The sequence below is a fragment of the Halostagnicola sp. A-GB9-2 genome (assembly GCF_030068615.1).
GTDB lineage: Archaea > Halobacteriota > Halobacteria > Halobacteriales > Natrialbaceae > Halostagnicola.
This window is the reverse complement of sequence record NZ_JASJOC010000014.1, coordinates 54,293-72,282: the sequence shown is the minus strand read 5'-3', so window position 1 is coordinate 72,282 and position 17,990 is coordinate 54,293. Positions and strand designations below refer to the sequence as shown.

Below are 17,990 nucleotides of genomic sequence, written 5' to 3'. Positions count from 1 at the left end.
CGTGCAAACTATTATTATTTAGCACCGAATGCTAGCTCCTATGGGATCACCCACGGGAGTGAGTGACGAGCAACCACTCCAAGAGTTCACCGTGATCGATTCGGACGTCCATGTCGAGGGGCACATCCCCGAGATCGCGAAGATGGTCGCCGAACGAATGGAGATGCCGTACAGTCACCTGTTACATCCCGACAAGGGGTCCGGTAGCTACGGGTTCCCCCGATCGGGAGCTCACAGCGAAATCCCCGGCAAGATGAGCGTATTTAACTTCGAAGGGTTCGATCCCGTACTGGAGCCGTCGGACATCGACGATACGCTCCGCGCCGAACTGGGCGTCGACTACCCGGTCATCAATATGACCCCGATGTGGGATGTCTACCCCGACACGGACCAGATCCTCCAGGAAATGCCGGCGACCAACGACGTCTTGCTCGAGGAGTTCCTCGATTCGAACGACGACTACTTCGGCAGTATCTCGATCCAAACGCGGGAGCCGGAAGCGGCCGTCGAGGAGATCGAACGACTCGCAGACGAGCGACAGATGGTCGCGGTTCTCGTTCACCCCGGCGGACAGGAGCGTGGGCTCGGCGACTCCCGGTACGATCCGATCTGGGCCGCCGCGGAGGACAACGACCTGGCGATCGCGTTCCACACCACGGCGACCGGACAGATGTGGGAGATGCCGGGGATCATCGGTTCGATGTCGACGATGCCGGAATTACACACGCTCAGCCATCCGTACTCGATGATGTGGGTGATGACGAGTCTCATCTTGGAGGGGACGCCGGCGAAGTTCCCGGATCTAAACTTCATCTTCCTCGAGTCGGGCATCGGCTGGGTACCGTACATGATGTCGCGGCTGAACCGCGAGTACAGTACCTGGCGGAGCCAGGCACCATTGCTCGAGAAGATGCCCGAAGAGTACATCAGAGATCAATTTTACTTCGGGACCCAACCCCTCGGCGAGTTCTCGAAGCGATCGCACATGGCCGACATCATCGACATCGTCGGATCGGGAAACATCCTGTTTTCGACCGATTTCCCTCACTTCGACATCGACAACCCGGAGACGATTCGTGGCTTCTTCAGTCACCTCTCGGAGGAAGAACAATGCGGTGTCTTCGGCGAAAACGCCATCGACGCGTTCGGGTTGCCGATCTGATCGCGTTAACCGATCAGACGCTGACGACGATTTCGCCGTCCTCAACGAATACGTCGTGTGAGATCAACTGTACTCCCGGTTTCGAGTGGCACTCGCCGGTCACCAGATCGAACTCCCACCCGTGCCACGGACAGGCGATGATTTCGTCTTCGCGCGTCCACTCGATGTCCGTTTCCAGTGACTCCCTGTTGAACTCCGCATCGAGAAAGCCTGCGGTTTGCCCCTCGCAAACCGGCCCGCTTTGATGTGCACACCAGTTCGTGTGCGCGTAGTAGTCGCCGTCAATGTTGAAGACGCCTATCTCGCGTCCTTCAAGTTCGACCACGAGGTGATCACCGTCGGCTAATTCGCTCGCTTCGACGATCGAGTGTTCTGCCATGCTCACACGATCCACCGTTGCATTATTAATAGTTTTGGTGACATGGTACGCACCGGTATGGCCGGTTTAGGTGGTACGCTGAAGTGAAACTGAAACGTCGACACGTACTTTCACCTCGAGACTGTACGCTCACGCATGAGCGATGATCGAGAGAAACCCGACTGGTGGCGGGCAAACGAACGTGCAAGAGCGTCGATGGATCTTCCGTCGTACGAGCCACCCCGGTTCGACGACAACGTCTACGTTCACGAGGTTGTTCCGACTCTCGAGTCGGTCCACGACTGCGAGGTTCTGTTTCTCGGTATCAACGTTGAATACACCGACGAATGGACCGTCCAAATCGACGGCGACGACGCGTTTTCCGTCGAACGATCGCGCGACGACAGCGGCAACACGATCTATCATATCGATTCGGAGGCGTTCAGATCCGCGGTCGAACGAGCGACCGGTGAGATCGGAGCGACCGACTGACTTATCAACCACTCGGAGATGATTCGGACCGCCGTTGGAGACCGTCCATCAGACGGCCGAAATCATCGGGACGGTCCTACTGATCCGCGATCGTGATCCGCGGATCGATGACTCTAGCGATCCGACAGAGCAGGGTTCTCCGAATCGTTCAAATTGTTTTGAGAGCGTCAAATGACCAGAGCGATCGACTGCTATCCGCTTTCCCTGCGTTGATTTATCGCATTGGGAAAAGACGAGCGGGATACAAATTCCGCGGGTACTTATCAATCTGCTTTTATCGAATCACGCTATTCTGTTGGAATCACCAGTTGTTTGTGCCCTCAATCGATCTAACCCACTACATCTGTCGCGTCTTTCGGGAGGGACCCCGTAATTATCTCGGTCGCGAACAAAAGCGCGCGAATTTACACCCATACACATGTATAGTTCGGAGGGGAGAGTCACCACCAATTTGACATCCTCAAATACTACAGCAGGCCAGTTCCGGTATGAATGTTGATTTCGATGTTGTTCGCCGATCGAATGACCGCCTTGGCGAGTTCGTTCTCGAGTTGTTCTCCCTGCCAATTGTTGGCCGGGCCGGAGATGCTTATCGCGCCGATGACGGTTTCGTGCTCGTCGATGATCGGCGCGCCAATACCCTGGTTTCCGTACACGACCTCTTGATTGTTAACCGCGTACCGCTGATCGCGAATCTGGTCGAGTTCCTCGTACAGTTCGTCCTCGTCGGTTATCGTGTGGGACGTGTACGCCGGTAACCCCTGCTGTTCGATGATTTGTTCGACCCCCGACTCGGGTAGGTGGGCGAGTATCGCTTTCCCGCCGGCCGTACAGTGGGTGTGGACTTGCGGTTCGTCTCGTTTCTTGGTGTGTATCTCTTTCCCGATGGCGTCCTTCCCGAAGGTTTCGTACAGAATAAGCGTCTTGCCCTGATATTCCGTTATCAGGTGCGCCACAGCGTCGTACTCGTGAGCTAACTTCTCAATCTCCATCTTGCCGGCTCGGAAGAGGTCGGTCTGGCCTCGCACCCGCTCGCTGAAGGGGATGAACTCCATTCCTAACTTGTATTTTTCTCCCTCCTGCTTGACGAACCCATTCGATTTGAGGGTTGCCAGATGCGTGTGGACGGTCCCCGGTGAGAGGCCGACATCTTCGGAAATTTCCGAGACGCTACTACAGCCGGTTTCGTTGATTTGGCGAAGTATCTGAAACGACCGATCGACCGATTGGATTCGGCGGCTTTCATCCGACATGGATAATAATATAGAATGAAGGTATATATTCTTTTGCGAGGGTCAAAATAATGCGCTCACTTCCTCTCGTTCTTCTCCCATCGAAATCTTAGGTCAGTTCAGTTCAGCCGGCTTCGAGGACTTTCGATGGGCGAGATCCGACGAAGGGTCGTCATTTCGACTTCAGTCCGACAGACAGGCCGTAACCGGCGATGCTGACCAATTCTTGGAGTTTGTATCTGACTAGTTTCGAAGAGACGAACCGATAGACTGAATTAGCTAGGCAGTGACTTACCAAATCATGGTTGATGTTTACGACCCGATTGAGATTCAGCCATGGGAAGAAGTACTCGCTGAACACGAGCGTCTCCTTCCCAGTCAGCTTGAATATCTCATGGAACAATCAGCATACTACCGCCGTCTCTTCGAGGAGTGGGACGTCGATCCTACGGCTATCGGTACGCTCGAGGAGTTCGCCGAGCTTCCGTTCATGACGAAACAGGACGAGCGAGACTGTCAAGCGAGCCAAACGCCGGCCAAACCCCTCGGCGAACACCAAACCGCTCCTACCTCGGCGCTCAATCGCGTCATTTCGTCGTCCGGAACGACGGGCAAACCCACTTACTTCGGGCTCACGTCGAAAGATCGACGCGACTGGAACACGGTCCAAGAGCGCGCATTTTACACGGTGGGGGTCCGACCGTCGGACACGGTGTTGTTCGGGGCGGGACAAACGATGATCACCGGCGGAACGCCGTATTTCGAGTCGCTAACGAAACTGGGTGCGAACGTCGTCCCCGCGGGCGGGGAAAGCACCGACCGACTGCTTTCCGTCGCGACCGATATCCATCCGGACGTCTTGTGGACGACCACCTCACACGTCCAATACCTCTCCGAACAGGCGGAGGAAGTGTGCGGCGTTTCGCCGGAGGATCTGTCCATGACGAAGGTTATCGGCGGCGGTGGGCCCGGAATTTCTAACCCGGAGATCCGATCCGAGTTCTACGACATCTGGGACGCTAACCTGGTCCGCGAGGCGATGGGACTGGGAGACGTCATCGGTTGTATGTGGGCCGAGTGCGAGGAAGAATCGGGGATGCACTTCCACGGCCAGGGCCACGCGCACGTCGAACTGATCGACCCGGAAACGGGCGAGACCAAACCCTTCGAAAGCGGGAACGAAGGCGAACTCGTGTACACCCACCTGCGCCGGGAAGCGACGCCGCTGGTTCGATTCCGGTCGGGTGATTACGCCCGCGTGACGGGGACCGACTGCGATTGCGGTCGAACGTCGCCGAAGATTCAGTGCATCGGCCGAACCGACGACATGCTCATTTACAAGGGCATGAACGTCTTCCCGTCGGCGGTCCGCGACGTCATCTCGGAAGTCGACGGCGTCGCACCGCGCGTTCGAATGATCGTCCCGAACGAAAGCAAAGTCCACTTCGAGGATCCGATTTCGATCGAAATCGCGTCCGAGCCGAACACTACCCGATCCGAATCGGAACTCATCAACGATGTCGTCGACGTCGTCCGCGGTCAGCTCAAAGTCCGCGTCGATCCCACGGTCGTCGATGTCGACGACCTCCCGACGGACGAGTACAAGACGAACCTTATCGAAGTTCGTAACTGACTCCGATGACGCACGCACAACGGCCGAGCGAACAGCGCTAGCCCGCGGTACTCTCCGCCGTCGAACGGCCGCGACCCGTCGGAATACACTGTTCTCGAGCCAGCGAAAGAAGACGCGTAGTGCAACGACCCAGCGGAGAACGGTGCCAACGCCCGAGACAATTCGGTACGCTTATCCTTGTCGCAAGTGAGCAGAACACATGATCAATATCGATCTGACAGATGAGACTGCAATCGTCACCGGTGGAGCACAGGGGTTCGGACGCGGAATCGCCAAACGCCTCGGCGAGGCCGGAAGCAACATCGTGATCGCCGACGTCCAGGTCGAGAAAGCTGAGGAGACGGCCGAAGAACTTCGAAACTACGATATCGAGGTGGAGGTCGTCGACTGCGACGTGACCGATCCGGCGTCCGCAGAGGCGCTCGTCGAGGCCACGGTCGACCGGTTCGGAAGCGTGGAGATCCTCGTCAATAACGCCGGCGGGAGCACGACCGACCACTTTACTGAACTCGATTTCGACACGTGGGCCGACGGGGTTGGCCTGAACCTCTCGGGACCGTTCAATTGCACGAAGGCCGTCGCGTCGGAGATGCAAAAACACGGCCAAGGGCGAATCGTCAACATCTCCTCGATGGCAGGTCGAAACGTCACCGTCCACGGCAACCCAAGTTATACCGCTTCGAAGTGGGGCCTCATCGGCCTCTCAAAGCACACGTCTCGAGACCTGGGGCCGGACGTTCGGGTGAACGCGATCTGTCCCGGCGGCGGTCCGAGCGGTCCGATCGGTCGCGGTGTCACGTCCGAGGACGTCGCTGACGGCGTCCTCTTTCTCGTGTCCGACCTCTCCGATTACATCACCGGGACGGTCCTCGAAATCGAGGGCGGTGGGAGTCTCAACGAGCGACCCGACTACCTCGAGAAACCGCCCGAGGAGTGGCCGGATTTCCTGCAGGACCAGTAACCCGCAGAATAGTCGTTGAACGACGATCCTTCTACAAAGGAACACAGTTGAATCTCAGAAGTCGTCGAGGTCTTTCTTTAGAGCGTACCGAACCTACAGTCTGATTCAACAGCGTATACGGCACGGATTCGACGCTACACGCTGATATTCCCGGGACAAAAGGCGCCTCGTTTCTCTTCGGGACTTTCTACACCCGGTCGGAACCGACTCGGTGCGGGCAATCGAATACGGAGAAAGACTTTACTTTCGACTGGGAATTTTCCGACCTAGATTCGTTCCCGCGGTTCAGTAGTATCTCGACCTCCCGTACGACGTGATCGAACTCACGGGGACCGACATTTCGCACGTCCACCAACTGCCCAACGAAGTACAACGTCGTCGGAAGGATGCTGACATCGTACTCTTGCCGCAAGTGGTCGGCACCGTCCCCCACGCAGATCGATTCGAGCCCGACAGACTCGTCGACAATCGGCAGTTCGTGGAGTTGCCCGAGCATGTCGTCCATCTCCGCTCAGACAGAGCTTCTCGGCTTTCACACGTATATCACGGCGACGGGATGCTCTGCGAGGAAGCTGCGAGGTCTCCTTGATAAAGGGGGACAAAGTATCCCTGGTTACCCGACAATGCCGGAAGGTTTTATAGCCGGTGGAACGCCCGAGCAGACCTCACGATGTCGCGCTCGAGATTGCACCACTGAGGGCCGTGAATTTGCGTGTTACATCAACTTTCGAATTTAGCCGTTACCATTGGCGTGAGAGGCGATATCGAGTATAGACGCTCGAATATTGCACTTCCTTATTCGTAATTCTTATTTGAACACCTCTGGACTCATCCTCGGGGTTCCTGAGTTCTGACGGCAGCGCCGTACGTGCTCGCTCCTCAGTCGTCTCCGGGTTGGACGCCGAATTCTCCGTATATGTCACCTGGATGGGGGCCGTCGTTCGGTTCCACGTCTTGCCGCTCGACGATGTTAGGGACAACCGACTCGTGAATTTCGTCCACCTCGGGATAATTAATCTCGATCAAGTTCCCCGACGGATCACGGATGTACCACTGCACGGTCCCTGTGGGGAGATAGTAAACTGGTTGGTGGCCGTCGACAATCTCGGCACCAGTCCGGTCAGTGAACGGTTCTACGGTTGCACTGTCATAGTTGCGAACCCCCTCATAGACAGGCTCAAACTCGTCGACGTGCAGCGCGAAGTGACTGACCTCTGCTGGAAGCGAGGGATCATCAAGGAGGTGTAACTGGGCATCACCGATACCGAACCACCTAACGGGGACGTCCCAGTCTGGCGTCGGTAACTCCTCGAGGCCGAAGACCTCTCGATAGAATTCGGCGGTCTCGTCGAGGTCGTCAACCACGATTGTGACGTGAGAGTATTTCACTCCAACCATCACTACTATTATGGTGAAAGGGGAACTTAGCTCTTTACACCACCCGTTCTAGTTTAGTGACTGTCTGAGACCAGGGCTGTGCCGAGATTGCGGTGAATCTGACCAGACTCGTCCTGCGATAATTGCTAGCCCTATCCGTCTTTAGCTACGCGGAGAACCACGTGACAGCGGCGACTTATCGAGACATCTTTTCGAGAGGAATGAGGAGGCAATGGCCTTGGCGAATACCTCAGCCACTCGCCGCCACCGCTGTTGGAACGACCGATCGAAGACACACAGAAGATCCACCAGCTGTTGATGACGCTGTATTCCTCGTTAATGGAGTACCGGCGCTCCAAGATACGTAGTCTTGGCATGCCTCAATTTCAGATACGAACGATATAGAAATTGGAATAGCGTTGAACGTGTTTTCCGAGCAGTGAAAAGAAGAACTCTCGATTTCTTCAACTGTTTCGACTACGCCGACGCAGAACCGTCAACGAGCGATTTAGATCGATAGATTTCACATTGAATTTGCTTATCTGAATTGTTTCTCTAAATTATTTTATGGGAGATATTCATTAGTTGCATGTTCGGTCACATCGAACGACTCGTCGATGGCATCAACCTCGCTTACCAGATCGATTGCATACTGAAGTTCGTCCATGTCAAGCTCCGCGGACCCACGGTAATAGTCGTACTCCTCTAAGAGATAAAATGCGTCAACAGTCTCTTCTGCCATCTCGAAGTGTTCACTGGCAAGCGAAACTACTTTATCCCGGTTGTCATGGACGTAGTCAATCAGTGCCTGATAATCTTCTAAGAAGGTGCGTATCATATCTTCTTTCTCGTCTAGAACATCATTTCCAGACGCGACAAATGCATGAGGGTATGGATCAAGTATATCTTGACTTTTGAAGACTTCCGTAAAGCCCTCAGAGCGTGCTTCTGTCGCAAACAATGCGGGGAAAATTGCAGCGTCGAAAATACCATCTCGTAATCCTTCAGCGAATGTCGGGAATCCTTGTTCGACGAATTCGACGTCATCAGCAGTTAGTCCAACTTGCTGTAATTGGTGCATCCAAACTGCATAAATTCCACCACCAAGAGTATTCACAGCAAGTGTTGCTCCTTCGAGATCCTCTGGATTAGTTATGTCAGAGTCGGGGAGAGAGTACACAGTAACCCCATAATGGTCTGGATAAGCGTCACCAAACCCGCTCGCAATTGTAGTTAAACCGCTAGGAACGGCTTCTTCGAGAACAGTATTCGCATAACTGACGTTCGCAACCAAAATTACGTCCGTCTCACCAGTGGCTAAAGCGTTGACCGAGTCCGTGGTAGCACTATCCTGTGAAACATTTAGTTCGTATTCGTCACCGACGTTCGGAAGTGCATCCTGAATCTCTGGGATATCAAATAAGGATCCAGTATTTTCGATCGGGACAGTGAAATTAAACCCCAATTCTGAATTATCGCCCCCTCCAAGAATGCTACTACAGCCAGCTATTCCAGACAGACCGACAGTTGCTCCCAGAGCCGTACCACGCTTTAGTGCGGCTCGCCGTGTGTAATTTCCCATGCTATTTGCCACCATCTTCCGCATATCATATATAACTTTCCCGTGGGAGTTGCCCAAAAGAAGTAACTCTACTCCCACAAACTAGTTCCACAATGGCGACTACGGGCAAGATGACGGTGCTGGAGAAGCGGGAGGCGAGCGAAGGCATGAATCTCGCGGAACGACCGATCCCGGAACCAGGCGAGGGTGAAGTGCGGATCGCCGTGAAGTCCGTCGGCATCGACGGCGGCGTCGAAGCCCCATTCTACCGGTGGGAGGAGTCCTACCACCGTTACAAGCCACACCTCCCACAGGTGTTCGGCCACGAATTTGCGGGCGTGGTGGACGCCGTGGGGCCGCGCGTCGAGGGCTGGGAGGGCGGTGAGCGCGTCGCAGTCGAGCCGCGGATCTCCTGTGGACGGTGCCGGAACTGCCGGGAGGGACGCAGCAATCTTTGCACGAACGAAACCGGATTCTCGCCGCACGGTCGGAAGGCGATCGGGATCGACACCGAGGTGCCCGGCGCGCTCGCGGAGTACGTGGTAGTGCCCGCACGCAACCTCTACACGCTCTCCGACGAAATCACGTTCGACGAGGGCGTGTTCCTCGAGTTGCTCGCCATCGGGGTCCACGGGATCGAGGCGTCATCGTTCGAGGTCGGGGATCGCGTCGCGATCACCGGCCCCGGATCGGCGGGATTAAGCGCGCTGCTCGCAGCGCGCGAAGCGGGTGCGAGCGAGATAGTGATGATCGGCGCCGACGTCGACGAGGGGACGCGACTCCCGATCGCCGAGGAGATGGGCGCCACGTCGACGCGAAACGTTACAGAGGGCGCGCTCGACGATTCGGCCGACGTGTTCCTCGAGGCGTCCGGCCACGAATCTGCGCTTCGGCTCGCGGAGTCGAGCATCCGCTCGGGCGGCGAACTCGTCCAGATCGGCGTCTATCATGGTGCCGAGCGCGTCCCGTTCGGCTTCAACGACCTCCTAAAGGAGGAGATTTCGGTCCAAACGGTCAATGCCCGCCGCGAGTCGGACTGGCGCCGGACGCTCGCGATCGCGCCCGCGATCGATCTGTCGCCCGTCGTCGGGCCACGATTCGAGATGAGCGACTTCGAAGCGGCTTTTGCCGCCGAAGCTGACCGACAGGGAGTCAAAATCGTTCTCCATCCGTGATTTGATTCTTCGGGACTGTCTAGATGAGAGTTCGAGGAACGAGCAGGTGGCGGTGAGAAGTGACCATGCAACTCGCCAACCTGCTCAGAGAGACCGTAGACGTAGACGGTGATGAGGTTTGGGAGAACGAGCGCATTCCGACACCCGTCAGGGTGTTCGGGATGCGATTACATTCGATGGGATTATCGGTTCGAGATGTCGTCGCAGTGCTCGAATTACTCGACATTGATCTGTCTCACGGCGCAATTTGGAACTGGACGCACAAACTCTCAGAGGCCCAGAGTAACCCGCCGACATCTACGAGAACGGAGTTCTCGTGCAGCCTCTTGGAGAACAGAGCTCTCCAATGGTCGGCGAACCGAAAGTTCGCCTCAACCCACAGCGGTAGAATATCGCTAGATCTTCCGGTAAAAACCTTTTAGCGGCAGATTCGTGATAGATAAATGGTAGTCGGCGGCGTCTTCGTTGCGGACGCCGACGACGCGGAACGTCTTCGTGTCCCAAGACTGCGTCCCTGCATACCCCCTCCACTGGAACTCCGCTTCGACCTTCAATTAGTCCAGAATATGATCAAAGGCGCGTCGAACGCTCTGGCGAACACCCGACGCTCCGCTTACGGCTTCATCGTCACTCTGATACACTCCTCACGGGTTCGAAACGGTAAAACACGCGGTCCTCGTCTCGCGGGCCGTCGATATCCACGATTTTTAGCGTCACTCGATCGCCGATCGAGAGGTCGTCGTATGCGGCTCCGTCGATACGAGCCGAGAGCCGAACGTCGACGCCCTCGAGATCGACGATACCCATGACGAACGGGACATCGTCCGTCATGCCGATCGGCGCACTTCCGCGGACGACAGAGAACGCGAACAGCGTTCCCTCGTGCGGGAGCGACGTGTAGGAGAGGTCGTCACCGGTACACTCCGGACAAACGATGCGCGGCGGAAAGTGAAGCGCGTCGCATTCGTCACACCGCGTCGTCGATAAGGAATCTTCGCGAAGGCGATCGTAGAACTCGTGTATGCGCGTTTCCTCCTCGGACTGGAGGTTGTAGAAATCGAGCAATCGCGGAAAGTCGATCCGCTCCGGAACGGCGACGGTGTCCCGCGACGGCGTCGTATCGTCGGTCATTGTGGATCCCTCGCGAGAGTCATGACGCTGTGAACGGATGCACTACCGCTGAGATTGTGAATGAGGCCGGTCTCCGGGCTGTCCGGAACCCGTCTGGCGTCGGGAACATCCCCAGTAAACTGGCGGTAGATCTCCAGGGCCTGCGAGATGCCGGTCGCACCGAGCGGGTGGCCACAGCCGAGGAGGCCGCCGCGGGGGTTGACGGCGATGTCGCCGTCGAGAGCGCTTCGACCCTCCTCGATGAAGCGCCCACCCTCGCCTTTTTCGACCCAGCCGAGGTCCTCGTACTCGATGATCTCGCTGATGGAGAAACAATCGTGTATCTCGGCGACGTCGAGTTCGTCTACGGGGTTCTCGATACCCGCCTGTTCGTACGCCTTTTCGGCTGCGACGGTCGCCTGCGGCCACGCCGACAGCGACGGGAGGTTGTTGATCGAGTTACTCGCCATGCACGATTGCCCGCTTCCCGTCACGTACGCGGCCGTATCCGTGAGTTCGCGGGCTTTCCGTTCACTCACGAGCAAGAGCGCCGCCGCGCCGTCCGTGATCCCGCTGCAGTCGAGCAGATTGAGCGGCGGCGCGATCGGATAGGACTCGAGCACGTCGTCGACATCAACCGCCTTCTGAAACTGCGCGTAGGAATTGTTCGCCGCGTGGGTTTTGTTTTTCTCGCTTACCGCCGCGAGTTGCTCTCGAGTCGTCCCGTACTCGTGCATGTGTCGCTGGGCGATGAGCGAAAAGTACGACGGCGCGTTGAGTCCGTTGACGCCGTCGAACTCCCTGTCGACGACGTTCGTCATGCTCGATTGCATCTCCTCTGTACGGTCGTCCGGGAGGTTCATCTTTTCGACACCGATGACGAGCGCGACGTCCAGTTGCCCAGCGGCGATGGCGAGCCAGGCATACCGGAGCGCGGCCTGTCCGCTCGCACAGGCGAGTTCCGTCCGGGCGATCATCGAGTCGACGTCGACGCCGAGCAGTTCCGCGACGAGCGGTGCGACGTGCGATTGGAAGGCGAACCGTTCGGGCTGGACGGCGCCGACGAACAGCCCCTCGACGTCGTCCGGCGTGACACCGGGAACGTCGTCGAAGGCCGCTTTCCCGGCCTCCTGGGCGAGGTCCTTCCACGTCGCCTGTCGGTCGCCCCAGCGAGTGTGGCCGCCGCCGACGATTGCCGCGGTCTGGGTCATCGGTTCCTCCCTCCGCCGTTCTCGCGCGCTGACCACACGCCGGATTCCGATAGTGCGTGGGTACCCGCGGGTAGGAAAATTGCGTGGACGCTACTGTGATTCAGCATCATCCAGAAATTCGGGGGGACCGTTATTAGTGTTTGCGCTACACACCCTCACGCGATTCGCGTCTCGGCTTTCTCGTCGCTTTCCCTGTCATCGAGTTGGTGGCTCCGGCGGCACCTCGGGTATCACGAGCCGGGAATCGTACTCTCCACCGGTGTGAATCGTGTGCTCCCCTTCGTTGATCGTTTCGAGTCCGAGCGCCGTTTCCCCTCGCTTCCTAGCGGGGTAGGTCTCCGTCATGTCCTCATGTCCGAACAGCGTTCCGGAAACTTCGACTTGCAGCGTCTCCCCCTCCCGGTAACGGGTTCCCGACGGCCGGATCGGGATCTGACACGCCACGGGGTCGCCCGGCTCTACCGGCTCGGGATCCGCGTCTCGCTCGAGGAACGGTTCCCACCGAGTCGATTTCGCCGCGTTCAGGGTCCGGTGTGACAGTCGAAGGAAGCCGAGCGCAACCGGATGCGCCAGCGGCGCGGAGTACCCGTGGAATTTTACTTCGTCGCCGTTCCGATCGAGCTTCCGGACGGTAACGAAGAGGTCGGCGTCCGCGGCGTCTTCGGGAGCAACCCACAGCTTCAGCCCCTGGTACCCGACCAGCGCGGTCTCTTCCTCGAACGTGTGCTCGAACGCGACACTGTCGGTCGTCGTCGCGTCGTAGCTGACTGCGCTCGCCCGGGCGGGAGTTCCTCGGTCAGTCAGCGAGCGATCCGTCCCGTCGAGATGCAGCGTCCGATACTGCGTCTCGGGAAGCGGGAAGTCGTCCGCTGTCCGAACAGACCAACTCCGAAGCGAGTCGCGAACTTCAGCCCTGACCGGCTTCTCGTCTAAAATCCTCGAATCGGTACCCTTCAAGAAGTGATCGAAGAACCGCTTTCGGAAGGCCTGGGCCTCCGTTTCGTAGAACGTTGCCCACTTTTCCCGGCCGTGGTTGTAGAGCCACTTGTCCTCGGAGGCGATGTTTCGAAACGCCCTGAAATCGCCCCGGCTAAAGAGGCCGTGACTCGACCAAGAGCCGCAGATGAGGGCGGGTTGGGTGATCTCCGCGAATAGCTCGTCCTCGGATCTGGGATCGGGCGTCGGCGGGTTCGTCTCCTCCGGCGCGGGCCAAGCGGGATCGTTCGGAACGGGAAAGTCATCGGTCGACGTCGGCGACGTCACGGGCCCGATACCGCCGTGTCTGTACAGATCGTCCGGAGCGCCCTGCCAGGGACAGATCGCCTCGAGGTGGGGCGGGTTCGCCTCGGCCGCGTAGTACTGGAGGATCGAAAGGATCGAAACGCCGCTCATGCCGACCTTTCCGTTGCTCCATGGTTGGCGCGCCGCCCACTCGATCGCGTCGTACATGTCGCGACCCCACGCCTCGAATCCGGCGAACTCTCCCGGCGAGCGACCGAACCCTCGTCCGTCGACGACGATGTTGACGTATCCGTGCGGGACCCAGAAGTTGGGATTCTCCGACTCGAAGGTACACGAATGTGCGACCGGCGGGCTCCACGGTTCGTAGCCGACTCCCGTTCCCGGCCATTGCTCGCCGAACAGCTCTTGGGCTTGCCCCCAGTAGATGTCTTTCCCCCAGCCGGTAAACTCCATGATCACCGGGTACTCGCCGGGGACCTCGCCGAACTCCTCGCCGGGCTCTTCGGGTCGGTACACGTTGCCGGCCAGCTCCAAGCCGTCGCGCATCGGGATCGGAACGTCGGTCTCCTTGCTAATTCCGGTCGCAACTCCTTCGACCGGCGATTCCCACACGTCGCGTGATTCCGTCGCCGCGGCGCGGCCGCCGTCACACCGCGTCGCTCGGTTCGTATCGGCGTACTTGGGTGGTTCGCTGTCGCCTCCTCGAGTGGTATCTTCTGTCATTGGCCTTCTCGAGTTCCACATTGCGGACCACACACTTAAGAAATTGTATCAGAGAGCGGGTTGTGGGCGAGGCGACGGCGCGATAGCGCGGCGATCACAACATGGGAACCAGAGGATCACAACTCGCCGCTCGCAAAACTTGGTTGCCCACCGGAAACAGGGGAACGTTTTTTACCGGGTAGATAGCAACTATTCCTAGACAATGGTATACGATGTCGCAATTATCGGCACCGGACCGGCCGGGCTCAGCGCGGGCGCTTACGCGGGACGCAGAGGATACGAGGTGTTGTTCTTCGAGGACGAATCGATCGGCGGGGAGCTCGTAAATCGACACGAGATTCGGTCCTACCCGGGATTCCCGGACGGAATAGCCGGAACGGAGCTTCGATCTCGGCTCGTCAACACCGCCGAATCATACGAACCTGATGTCGAGATGGACGCCGTCGAACGCATCGATCCCGGACGGCCCCACGAACTTCACACGGAACACGGACAGTTTCAGGCCGCGGCGGTCGTCATCGCGACCGGAAGCAGTCCGGAGCGACTCGAGGTCGCCGGAGAATCGGACTACTGGGGACGAGGCGTGTTCGACTGTGCGACCTGCGACGGGCCGCTCTACGCGGGCGAACGAATCGCCGTCGTCGGCGGCCGAAATCACGCCGTTATCGACGCGCTGTTCCTGACGAACCACGCCTCGGAGGTGCTTTTGGTCGAAGCGGCCGAAGCGCTGACCGCCGACGAATCGCTCGCAGCGGACGCTCGAGCGAACGACCAGCTCGAGGTTCTGACCGGGACGTCGGTGACCGAGATACGGGGCGAAGACGGCGTTGTCAGCTCGATCCGACTGCGGGATCACGAGACCGACGAGACGCGAACCGAACCGGTGGGCGGATTGAACGTCAACGTCGGCGCAGTTCCGAACACGTCGTTCCTCGATGAGACCGTCGAACTCGACGACGACGGCAGCGTGATCGTCGGCCCGGATATGGAGACGTCCGTCGAAGGCATTTACGCGGCCGGAGACGTGCGAAGGGATAGCCCGCTGGAAGTCGCCGCCGCGGTTGGTGACGGCGTTACCGCCGTCCGGTCGGCGCGATCGCACGTCGAGACGAACTCGAGGTCGTAACGGATCGGGGTCGCCGTGCAACATTCGGGTACCGATTTTCACCCGCCGTGAATAGGCGGCGAGAGACGCACGACATCACCGTCAGACAACGCCGTGTCGTCCCCCTCGAGCGTCCGGACGCTTTGTTTGTTGACGGTGACGATCGCGGATAGCTCACCGCTCTCGGATCGGCTGTCGAGGACGGCTTGCGCGCCGTCGAACTCCGAACGCAACGTCGCTAACAGGTCGCCGACGGTCGCGTCCGACTCGAGCGTACAGTCGTAGGATTTCGTGCCAATGGCCTCGCGAACCGGTCCGAAGGCCCGAACTTCCACGTTCATACGTCGACTTCGGAGATGACGCTATTAGATCTTTCTGCGAACGAAACGCCGAAAATCGGATTCGCGCACGTCCTCGACGATCAGTTCGTCGGGACGGCGCTAGAGGCGGCGGTTTCGACCGTCGAGTCGGGGACGGTGCCGTCGTCGTTCAGCCCGCGAGCGTCGTAGTACTCCGCGATCGCCGCCTCGAGATCCGGGATTTCGTAGGGGAGTTCGTCGTCCGAGCGATCGATGCCGCGACGGTTGTTGAAGTGGCGCTCGAGCTGGACGGTTCGGGCCCCGATCTCGAGGAGTTCCTCGTAGGGCGCGTCGAACAGCGTCTCGAGACGCTCTTCGGTGACGTACTCGCTTCCGAAGGCACAAACGATCCCGGTATCCCGGAACGCGGCCGAGTTTTCCTCTCGAACGAGCGTCTCCGCCTTTCCGAGCGTCCCCTCCGGATCGATCTGCCCGCTGTACTCGAGCGACAGCATGCCGGCGTACATGTGATCGGCACCGCGGTTCGCGACGGCGTAAGAGAGCCCCTGGCCGTGGAGGACGCGGCCGTCGTGGGCGGCGAACTCCATCCCCTTGACCGTGAAGTCTTCGACGCCCAGTTCGTCGTGACAGCGCGCAACGCCTTCCGCGAGGGAGTCTCCGATGCCCTCGCGATAAGCGATCTTCTCCGTTACCTCCTGTGCCAGGGCGGCGTTTCCGAACTCGTCTTCGCTCGCCAGATACGCAGCGACCGTCACGCCCGCGGAGACGGTGTCCATTCCGAGCGAATCGCACAGCTCGTTCCCCTTCATGACGTCGACGACATCGTCGACACCCTGACTCGAACCGAACGCGTAGATCGTTTCGAACTCCGGCCCCTCCGTCTCGAGGCCGGTCTCTTCGTCGCGCGTCGGGAGTTTACAGGCATACGCACACGCCGAGCACGCCCCCTTCTTGTACTTTTTCTCTTCGACGGCGTTCCCGCCGATATCCGCCGCGTGCTCGAATTCGTACTCCTCAAAATACCGCGTCGGAAGCGAGAAATTGTCGTTGATGAACTCCGTTCCGCCCGCCGTTCCCTGCCGACGCATCGGATCGTCCGACTGTGCGGCCTCGCGGTGGACGTCCGTCTCCGGCGGGTCCGGAATCTCGATCGGCGGCTCGACGTCTCCCGAAAAGGTGACGCACTTGACGTTTTTCGAGCCGAGTATCGCGCCGAGCCCGCCGCGGCCGAACGTCCGGGAGTCGAACGTCATCACCGAGGCGAATCGAACGAGATTCTCGCCAGCCGGTCCGATCGCGATACAATGTTCGGGTCCGAGGTCGTGGTTGGTTTCGACGTACTCCGAAACCTCGGGAACGGTCGCCCCCTCGAGTTCCGGCACTTCTTCGAACGTGACGCCGTCGTCGGTCACGTGAATCGCGAGTAGTTCGTCGCTCTCGCCCGTCACCTCGAGGACGCTGATGCCCGTACTGACGAAGTTGCGGGAGAGATACCCGCCCGCGTTGCTCGAAACCAGTCCGTCGGTCAACGGCGAGAGGCCGGTCATATTCATCCGACCCGTAAAAGACATTTGCGACTGTTGGAGCGGGCCAGTCGACAGATACGCCCTGTTTTTCGGACCGAACGGATCTGCATCGAAGGGGATCCGCTCGTGGGCGAGTGCGGTCGCCGCGGCGCGGCCGCCGACGTGCGTCTCGAGCAGCGAGTCGATATTCGTTTCTGTTGCCGTTCGTTTACTGACATCCAGACTCAACAGCGGACCTGTAGCGTGAATCATACTCCATCATTATCAGTGCAAGACTATAAGTGTGAAGGGGAACTGACCCTCGTTCGCGCCACGAGACTTTGTCGCTCCCGCAACTCGGTCGCGGAAGCGGACGATCGGCGGTTCGAACATCGAATTGCCGGTCCGAACATCGACGGCTCGCATCGAGGCCGATAATCTGTCACTCAACGGCGAGACACGGTATCACAATTCGCGTACTGGTTTACATTCTCAGGGAGTTACGCCGTATCCGCAAACGCCCGAGACAATGATAACGGCCGCACGTTCTTTGACTCTCTCAAATCGAAGTGTGAACAACCACCATGGTAGAACAACGGAACGGTACCGACGCTATCTCGAGGAGGAAGGCATTCGCCCGAGGCCGCCCGGTGGAAGTATTGTCGACCGTGACCGCCACGTTCAAAAGAGACGGACAACCGAACCGGTCACTTTCCGGGAGCGGAATTGGACCGCTGAACGACACACCGGAAGAGCACCGTAATCGAATTCGTTACCGGGTGACGCAACTGGTAAACGGAGACGCCCCGAAACGGAGGAACGC

General features: G+C 58.6%; 15 protein-coding genes and 3 pseudogenes. 8 read left to right on the top strand and 10 right to left on the bottom strand.

Translation table 11 applies throughout. From position 1 onward, the window contains the following. The first annotated feature begins 40 nt into the window (after window positions 1-40). Complete coding sequence (locus QNM96_RS20490) at window positions 41-1,162, top strand: amidohydrolase family protein (RefSeq protein WP_283838664.1); 1,122 nt, start codon at window positions 41-43, stop codon at window positions 1,160-1,162. 13 nt (window positions 1,163-1,175) lie between these two features. Here QNM96_RS20490 and QNM96_RS20485 read toward each other — a convergent pair whose 3' ends face one another. After that, complete coding sequence (locus tag QNM96_RS20485; RefSeq protein ID WP_283838663.1) at window positions 1,176-1,541, bottom strand: Rieske 2Fe-2S domain-containing protein; 366 nt, start codon at window positions 1,539-1,541, stop codon at window positions 1,176-1,178. A gap of 135 nt (window positions 1,542-1,676) precedes the next feature. Here QNM96_RS20485 and QNM96_RS20480 point away from each other — a divergent pair, with 135 nt between their 5' ends. Then, a complete protein-coding gene (locus QNM96_RS20480) occupies window positions 1,677-2,012 on the top strand; it encodes a hypothetical protein (RefSeq protein ID WP_283838662.1) in 336 nt (111 codons plus the stop codon). A gap of 467 nt (window positions 2,013-2,479) precedes the next feature. On the opposite strand, the gene QNM96_RS20475 is transcribed toward QNM96_RS20480, so the two are convergent. Beyond that, a complete protein-coding gene (locus tag QNM96_RS20475; RefSeq protein WP_283838661.1) occupies window positions 2,480-3,265 on the bottom strand; it encodes an IclR family transcriptional regulator in 786 nt (261 codons plus the stop codon). 373 nt (window positions 3,266-3,638) lie between these two features. On the opposite strand from QNM96_RS20475, the gene QNM96_RS20470 reads away from it, so the two are divergent. Both QNM96_RS20470 and QNM96_RS20465 read left to right on the top strand, forming a co-directional pair. After that, on the top strand, window positions 3,639-4,877 hold the full coding sequence (locus QNM96_RS20470; protein ID WP_283838660.1) for a hypothetical protein: 1,239 nt from the start codon (window positions 3,639-3,641) through the stop codon (window positions 4,875-4,877). Window positions 4,878-5,076: 199 nt separating this feature from the next. Continuing rightward, window positions 5,077-5,838: an SDR family NAD(P)-dependent oxidoreductase gene (locus QNM96_RS20465; protein ID WP_283838659.1), complete on the top strand. Its 762-nt coding sequence runs from the start codon at window positions 5,077-5,079 to the stop codon at window positions 5,836-5,838. 879 nt (window positions 5,839-6,717) lie between these two features. Here QNM96_RS20465 and QNM96_RS20460 read toward each other — a convergent pair. Next, window positions 6,718-7,236, bottom strand: a complete 519-nt coding sequence (locus tag QNM96_RS20460; protein WP_283838658.1) for a VOC family protein — start codon at window positions 7,234-7,236, stop codon at window positions 6,718-6,720. A gap of 293 nt (window positions 7,237-7,529) precedes the next feature. Here QNM96_RS20460 and QNM96_RS20455 point away from each other — a divergent pair. Next, window positions 7,530-7,761: pseudogene (locus tag QNM96_RS20455) on the top strand (IS6 family transposase); the annotation flags it as partial. Between the two features lie 19 nt (window positions 7,762-7,780). Here QNM96_RS20455 and QNM96_RS20450 read toward each other — a convergent pair. After that, window positions 7,781-8,797: an ABC transporter substrate-binding protein gene (locus tag QNM96_RS20450; protein ID WP_283838657.1), complete on the bottom strand. Its 1,017-nt coding sequence runs from the start codon at window positions 8,795-8,797 to the stop codon at window positions 7,781-7,783. A 92-nt stretch (window positions 8,798-8,889) separates the two neighbouring features. Between QNM96_RS20450 and QNM96_RS20445 the strand changes: the two genes are divergently transcribed. Then, a complete protein-coding gene (locus QNM96_RS20445; protein WP_283838656.1) occupies window positions 8,890-9,951 on the top strand; it encodes an alcohol dehydrogenase catalytic domain-containing protein in 1,062 nt (353 codons plus the stop codon). 65 nt (window positions 9,952-10,016) lie between these two features. Further along, a pseudogene (locus tag QNM96_RS20440) lies at window positions 10,017-10,250 on the top strand (IS6 family transposase); the annotation flags it as partial. Window positions 10,251-10,329: 79 nt separating this feature from the next. Here the strand turns inward: QNM96_RS20440 and QNM96_RS20435 are convergent. The 4 genes and pseudogenes from QNM96_RS20435 to QNM96_RS20420 all read right to left on the bottom strand — a co-directional run. Continuing rightward, window positions 10,330-10,514 (bottom strand): annotated as a pseudogene (locus QNM96_RS20435) (IS4 family transposase); the annotation flags it as partial. A 64-nt stretch (window positions 10,515-10,578) separates the two neighbouring features. After that, window positions 10,579-11,082, bottom strand: a complete 504-nt coding sequence (locus tag QNM96_RS20430) for an OB-fold domain-containing protein (RefSeq protein ID WP_283838655.1) — start codon at window positions 11,080-11,082, stop codon at window positions 10,579-10,581. After that, window positions 11,079-12,272, bottom strand: a complete 1,194-nt coding sequence (locus tag QNM96_RS20425) for a beta-ketoacyl synthase N-terminal-like domain-containing protein (protein ID WP_283838654.1) — start codon at window positions 12,270-12,272, stop codon at window positions 11,079-11,081. The genes QNM96_RS20430 and QNM96_RS20425 overlap by 4 nt, the downstream gene beginning before the upstream one ends. A gap of 195 nt (window positions 12,273-12,467) precedes the next feature. Beyond that, window positions 12,468-14,237 (bottom strand): CocE/NonD family hydrolase, encoded by a 1,770-nt coding sequence (locus QNM96_RS20420; protein ID WP_283838653.1) that lies wholly within the window; start codon window positions 14,235-14,237, stop codon window positions 12,468-12,470. A gap of 202 nt (window positions 14,238-14,439) precedes the next feature. Between QNM96_RS20420 and QNM96_RS20415 the strand changes: the two genes are divergently transcribed. Then, window positions 14,440-15,363, top strand: coding sequence for an FAD-dependent oxidoreductase (locus QNM96_RS20415; protein WP_283838652.1), 924 nt, complete (start codon window positions 14,440-14,442; stop codon window positions 15,361-15,363). Window positions 15,364-15,401: 38 nt separating this feature from the next. On the opposite strand, the gene QNM96_RS20410 is transcribed toward QNM96_RS20415, so the two are convergent. Together QNM96_RS20410 and QNM96_RS20405 are read right to left on the bottom strand one after the other, a co-directional pair. Further along, entirely contained in the window at window positions 15,402-15,683 is a 282-nt protein-coding gene (locus QNM96_RS20410; RefSeq protein ID WP_283838651.1) for a MoaD/ThiS family protein, read from the bottom strand. An 80-nt stretch (window positions 15,684-15,763) separates the two neighbouring features. Next, window positions 15,764-17,440: an aldehyde ferredoxin oxidoreductase C-terminal domain-containing protein gene (locus tag QNM96_RS20405; protein ID WP_283838650.1), complete on the bottom strand. Its 1,677-nt coding sequence runs from the start codon at window positions 17,438-17,440 to the stop codon at window positions 15,764-15,766. Between the last annotated feature and the right edge of the window lie 550 nt (window positions 17,441-17,990).

What these genes read in the sequence shown, in the direction of transcription:
- QNM96_RS20490 (WP_283838664.1), top strand. Translation starts at nt 41, where the DNA reads ATGGGATCACCCACGGGAGTGAGTGACGAGCAACCACTCCAAGAGTTC.
- QNM96_RS20485 (WP_283838663.1), bottom strand. Translation starts at nt 1,541, where the DNA reads ATGGCAGAACACTCGATCGTCGAAGCGAGCGAATTAGCCGACGGTGAT.
- QNM96_RS20480 (WP_283838662.1), top strand. Translation starts at nt 1,677, where the DNA reads ATGAGCGATGATCGAGAGAAACCCGACTGGTGGCGGGCAAACGAACGT.
- QNM96_RS20475 (WP_283838661.1), bottom strand. Translation starts at nt 3,265, where the DNA reads ATGTCGGATGAAAGCCGCCGAATCCAATCGGTCGATCGGTCGTTTCAG.
- QNM96_RS20470 (WP_283838660.1), top strand. Translation starts at nt 3,639, where the DNA reads ATGGAACAATCAGCATACTACCGCCGTCTCTTCGAGGAGTGGGACGTC.
- QNM96_RS20465 (WP_283838659.1), top strand. Translation starts at nt 5,077, where the DNA reads ATGATCAATATCGATCTGACAGATGAGACTGCAATCGTCACCGGTGGA.
- QNM96_RS20460 (WP_283838658.1), bottom strand. Translation starts at nt 7,236, where the DNA reads ATGGTTGGAGTGAAATACTCTCACGTCACAATCGTGGTTGACGACCTC.
- QNM96_RS20450 (WP_283838657.1), bottom strand. Translation starts at nt 8,797, where the DNA reads ATGGGAAATTACACACGGCGAGCCGCACTAAAGCGTGGTACGGCTCTG.
- QNM96_RS20445 (WP_283838656.1), top strand. Translation starts at nt 8,890, where the DNA reads ATGGCGACTACGGGCAAGATGACGGTGCTGGAGAAGCGGGAGGCGAGC.
- QNM96_RS20430 (WP_283838655.1), bottom strand. Translation starts at nt 11,082, where the DNA reads ATGACCGACGATACGACGCCGTCGCGGGACACCGTCGCCGTTCCGGAG.
- QNM96_RS20425 (WP_283838654.1), bottom strand. Translation starts at nt 12,272, where the DNA reads ATGACCCAGACCGCGGCAATCGTCGGCGGCGGCCACACTCGCTGGGGC.
- QNM96_RS20420 (WP_283838653.1), bottom strand. Translation starts at nt 14,237, where the DNA reads ATGACAGAAGATACCACTCGAGGAGGCGACAGCGAACCACCCAAGTAC.
- QNM96_RS20415 (WP_283838652.1), top strand. Translation starts at nt 14,440, where the DNA reads ATGGTATACGATGTCGCAATTATCGGCACCGGACCGGCCGGGCTCAGC.
- QNM96_RS20410 (WP_283838651.1), bottom strand. Translation starts at nt 15,683, where the DNA reads ATGAACGTGGAAGTTCGGGCCTTCGGACCGGTTCGCGAGGCCATTGGC.
- QNM96_RS20405 (WP_283838650.1), bottom strand. Translation starts at nt 17,440, where the DNA reads ATGATTCACGCTACAGGTCCGCTGTTGAGTCTGGATGTCAGTAAACGA.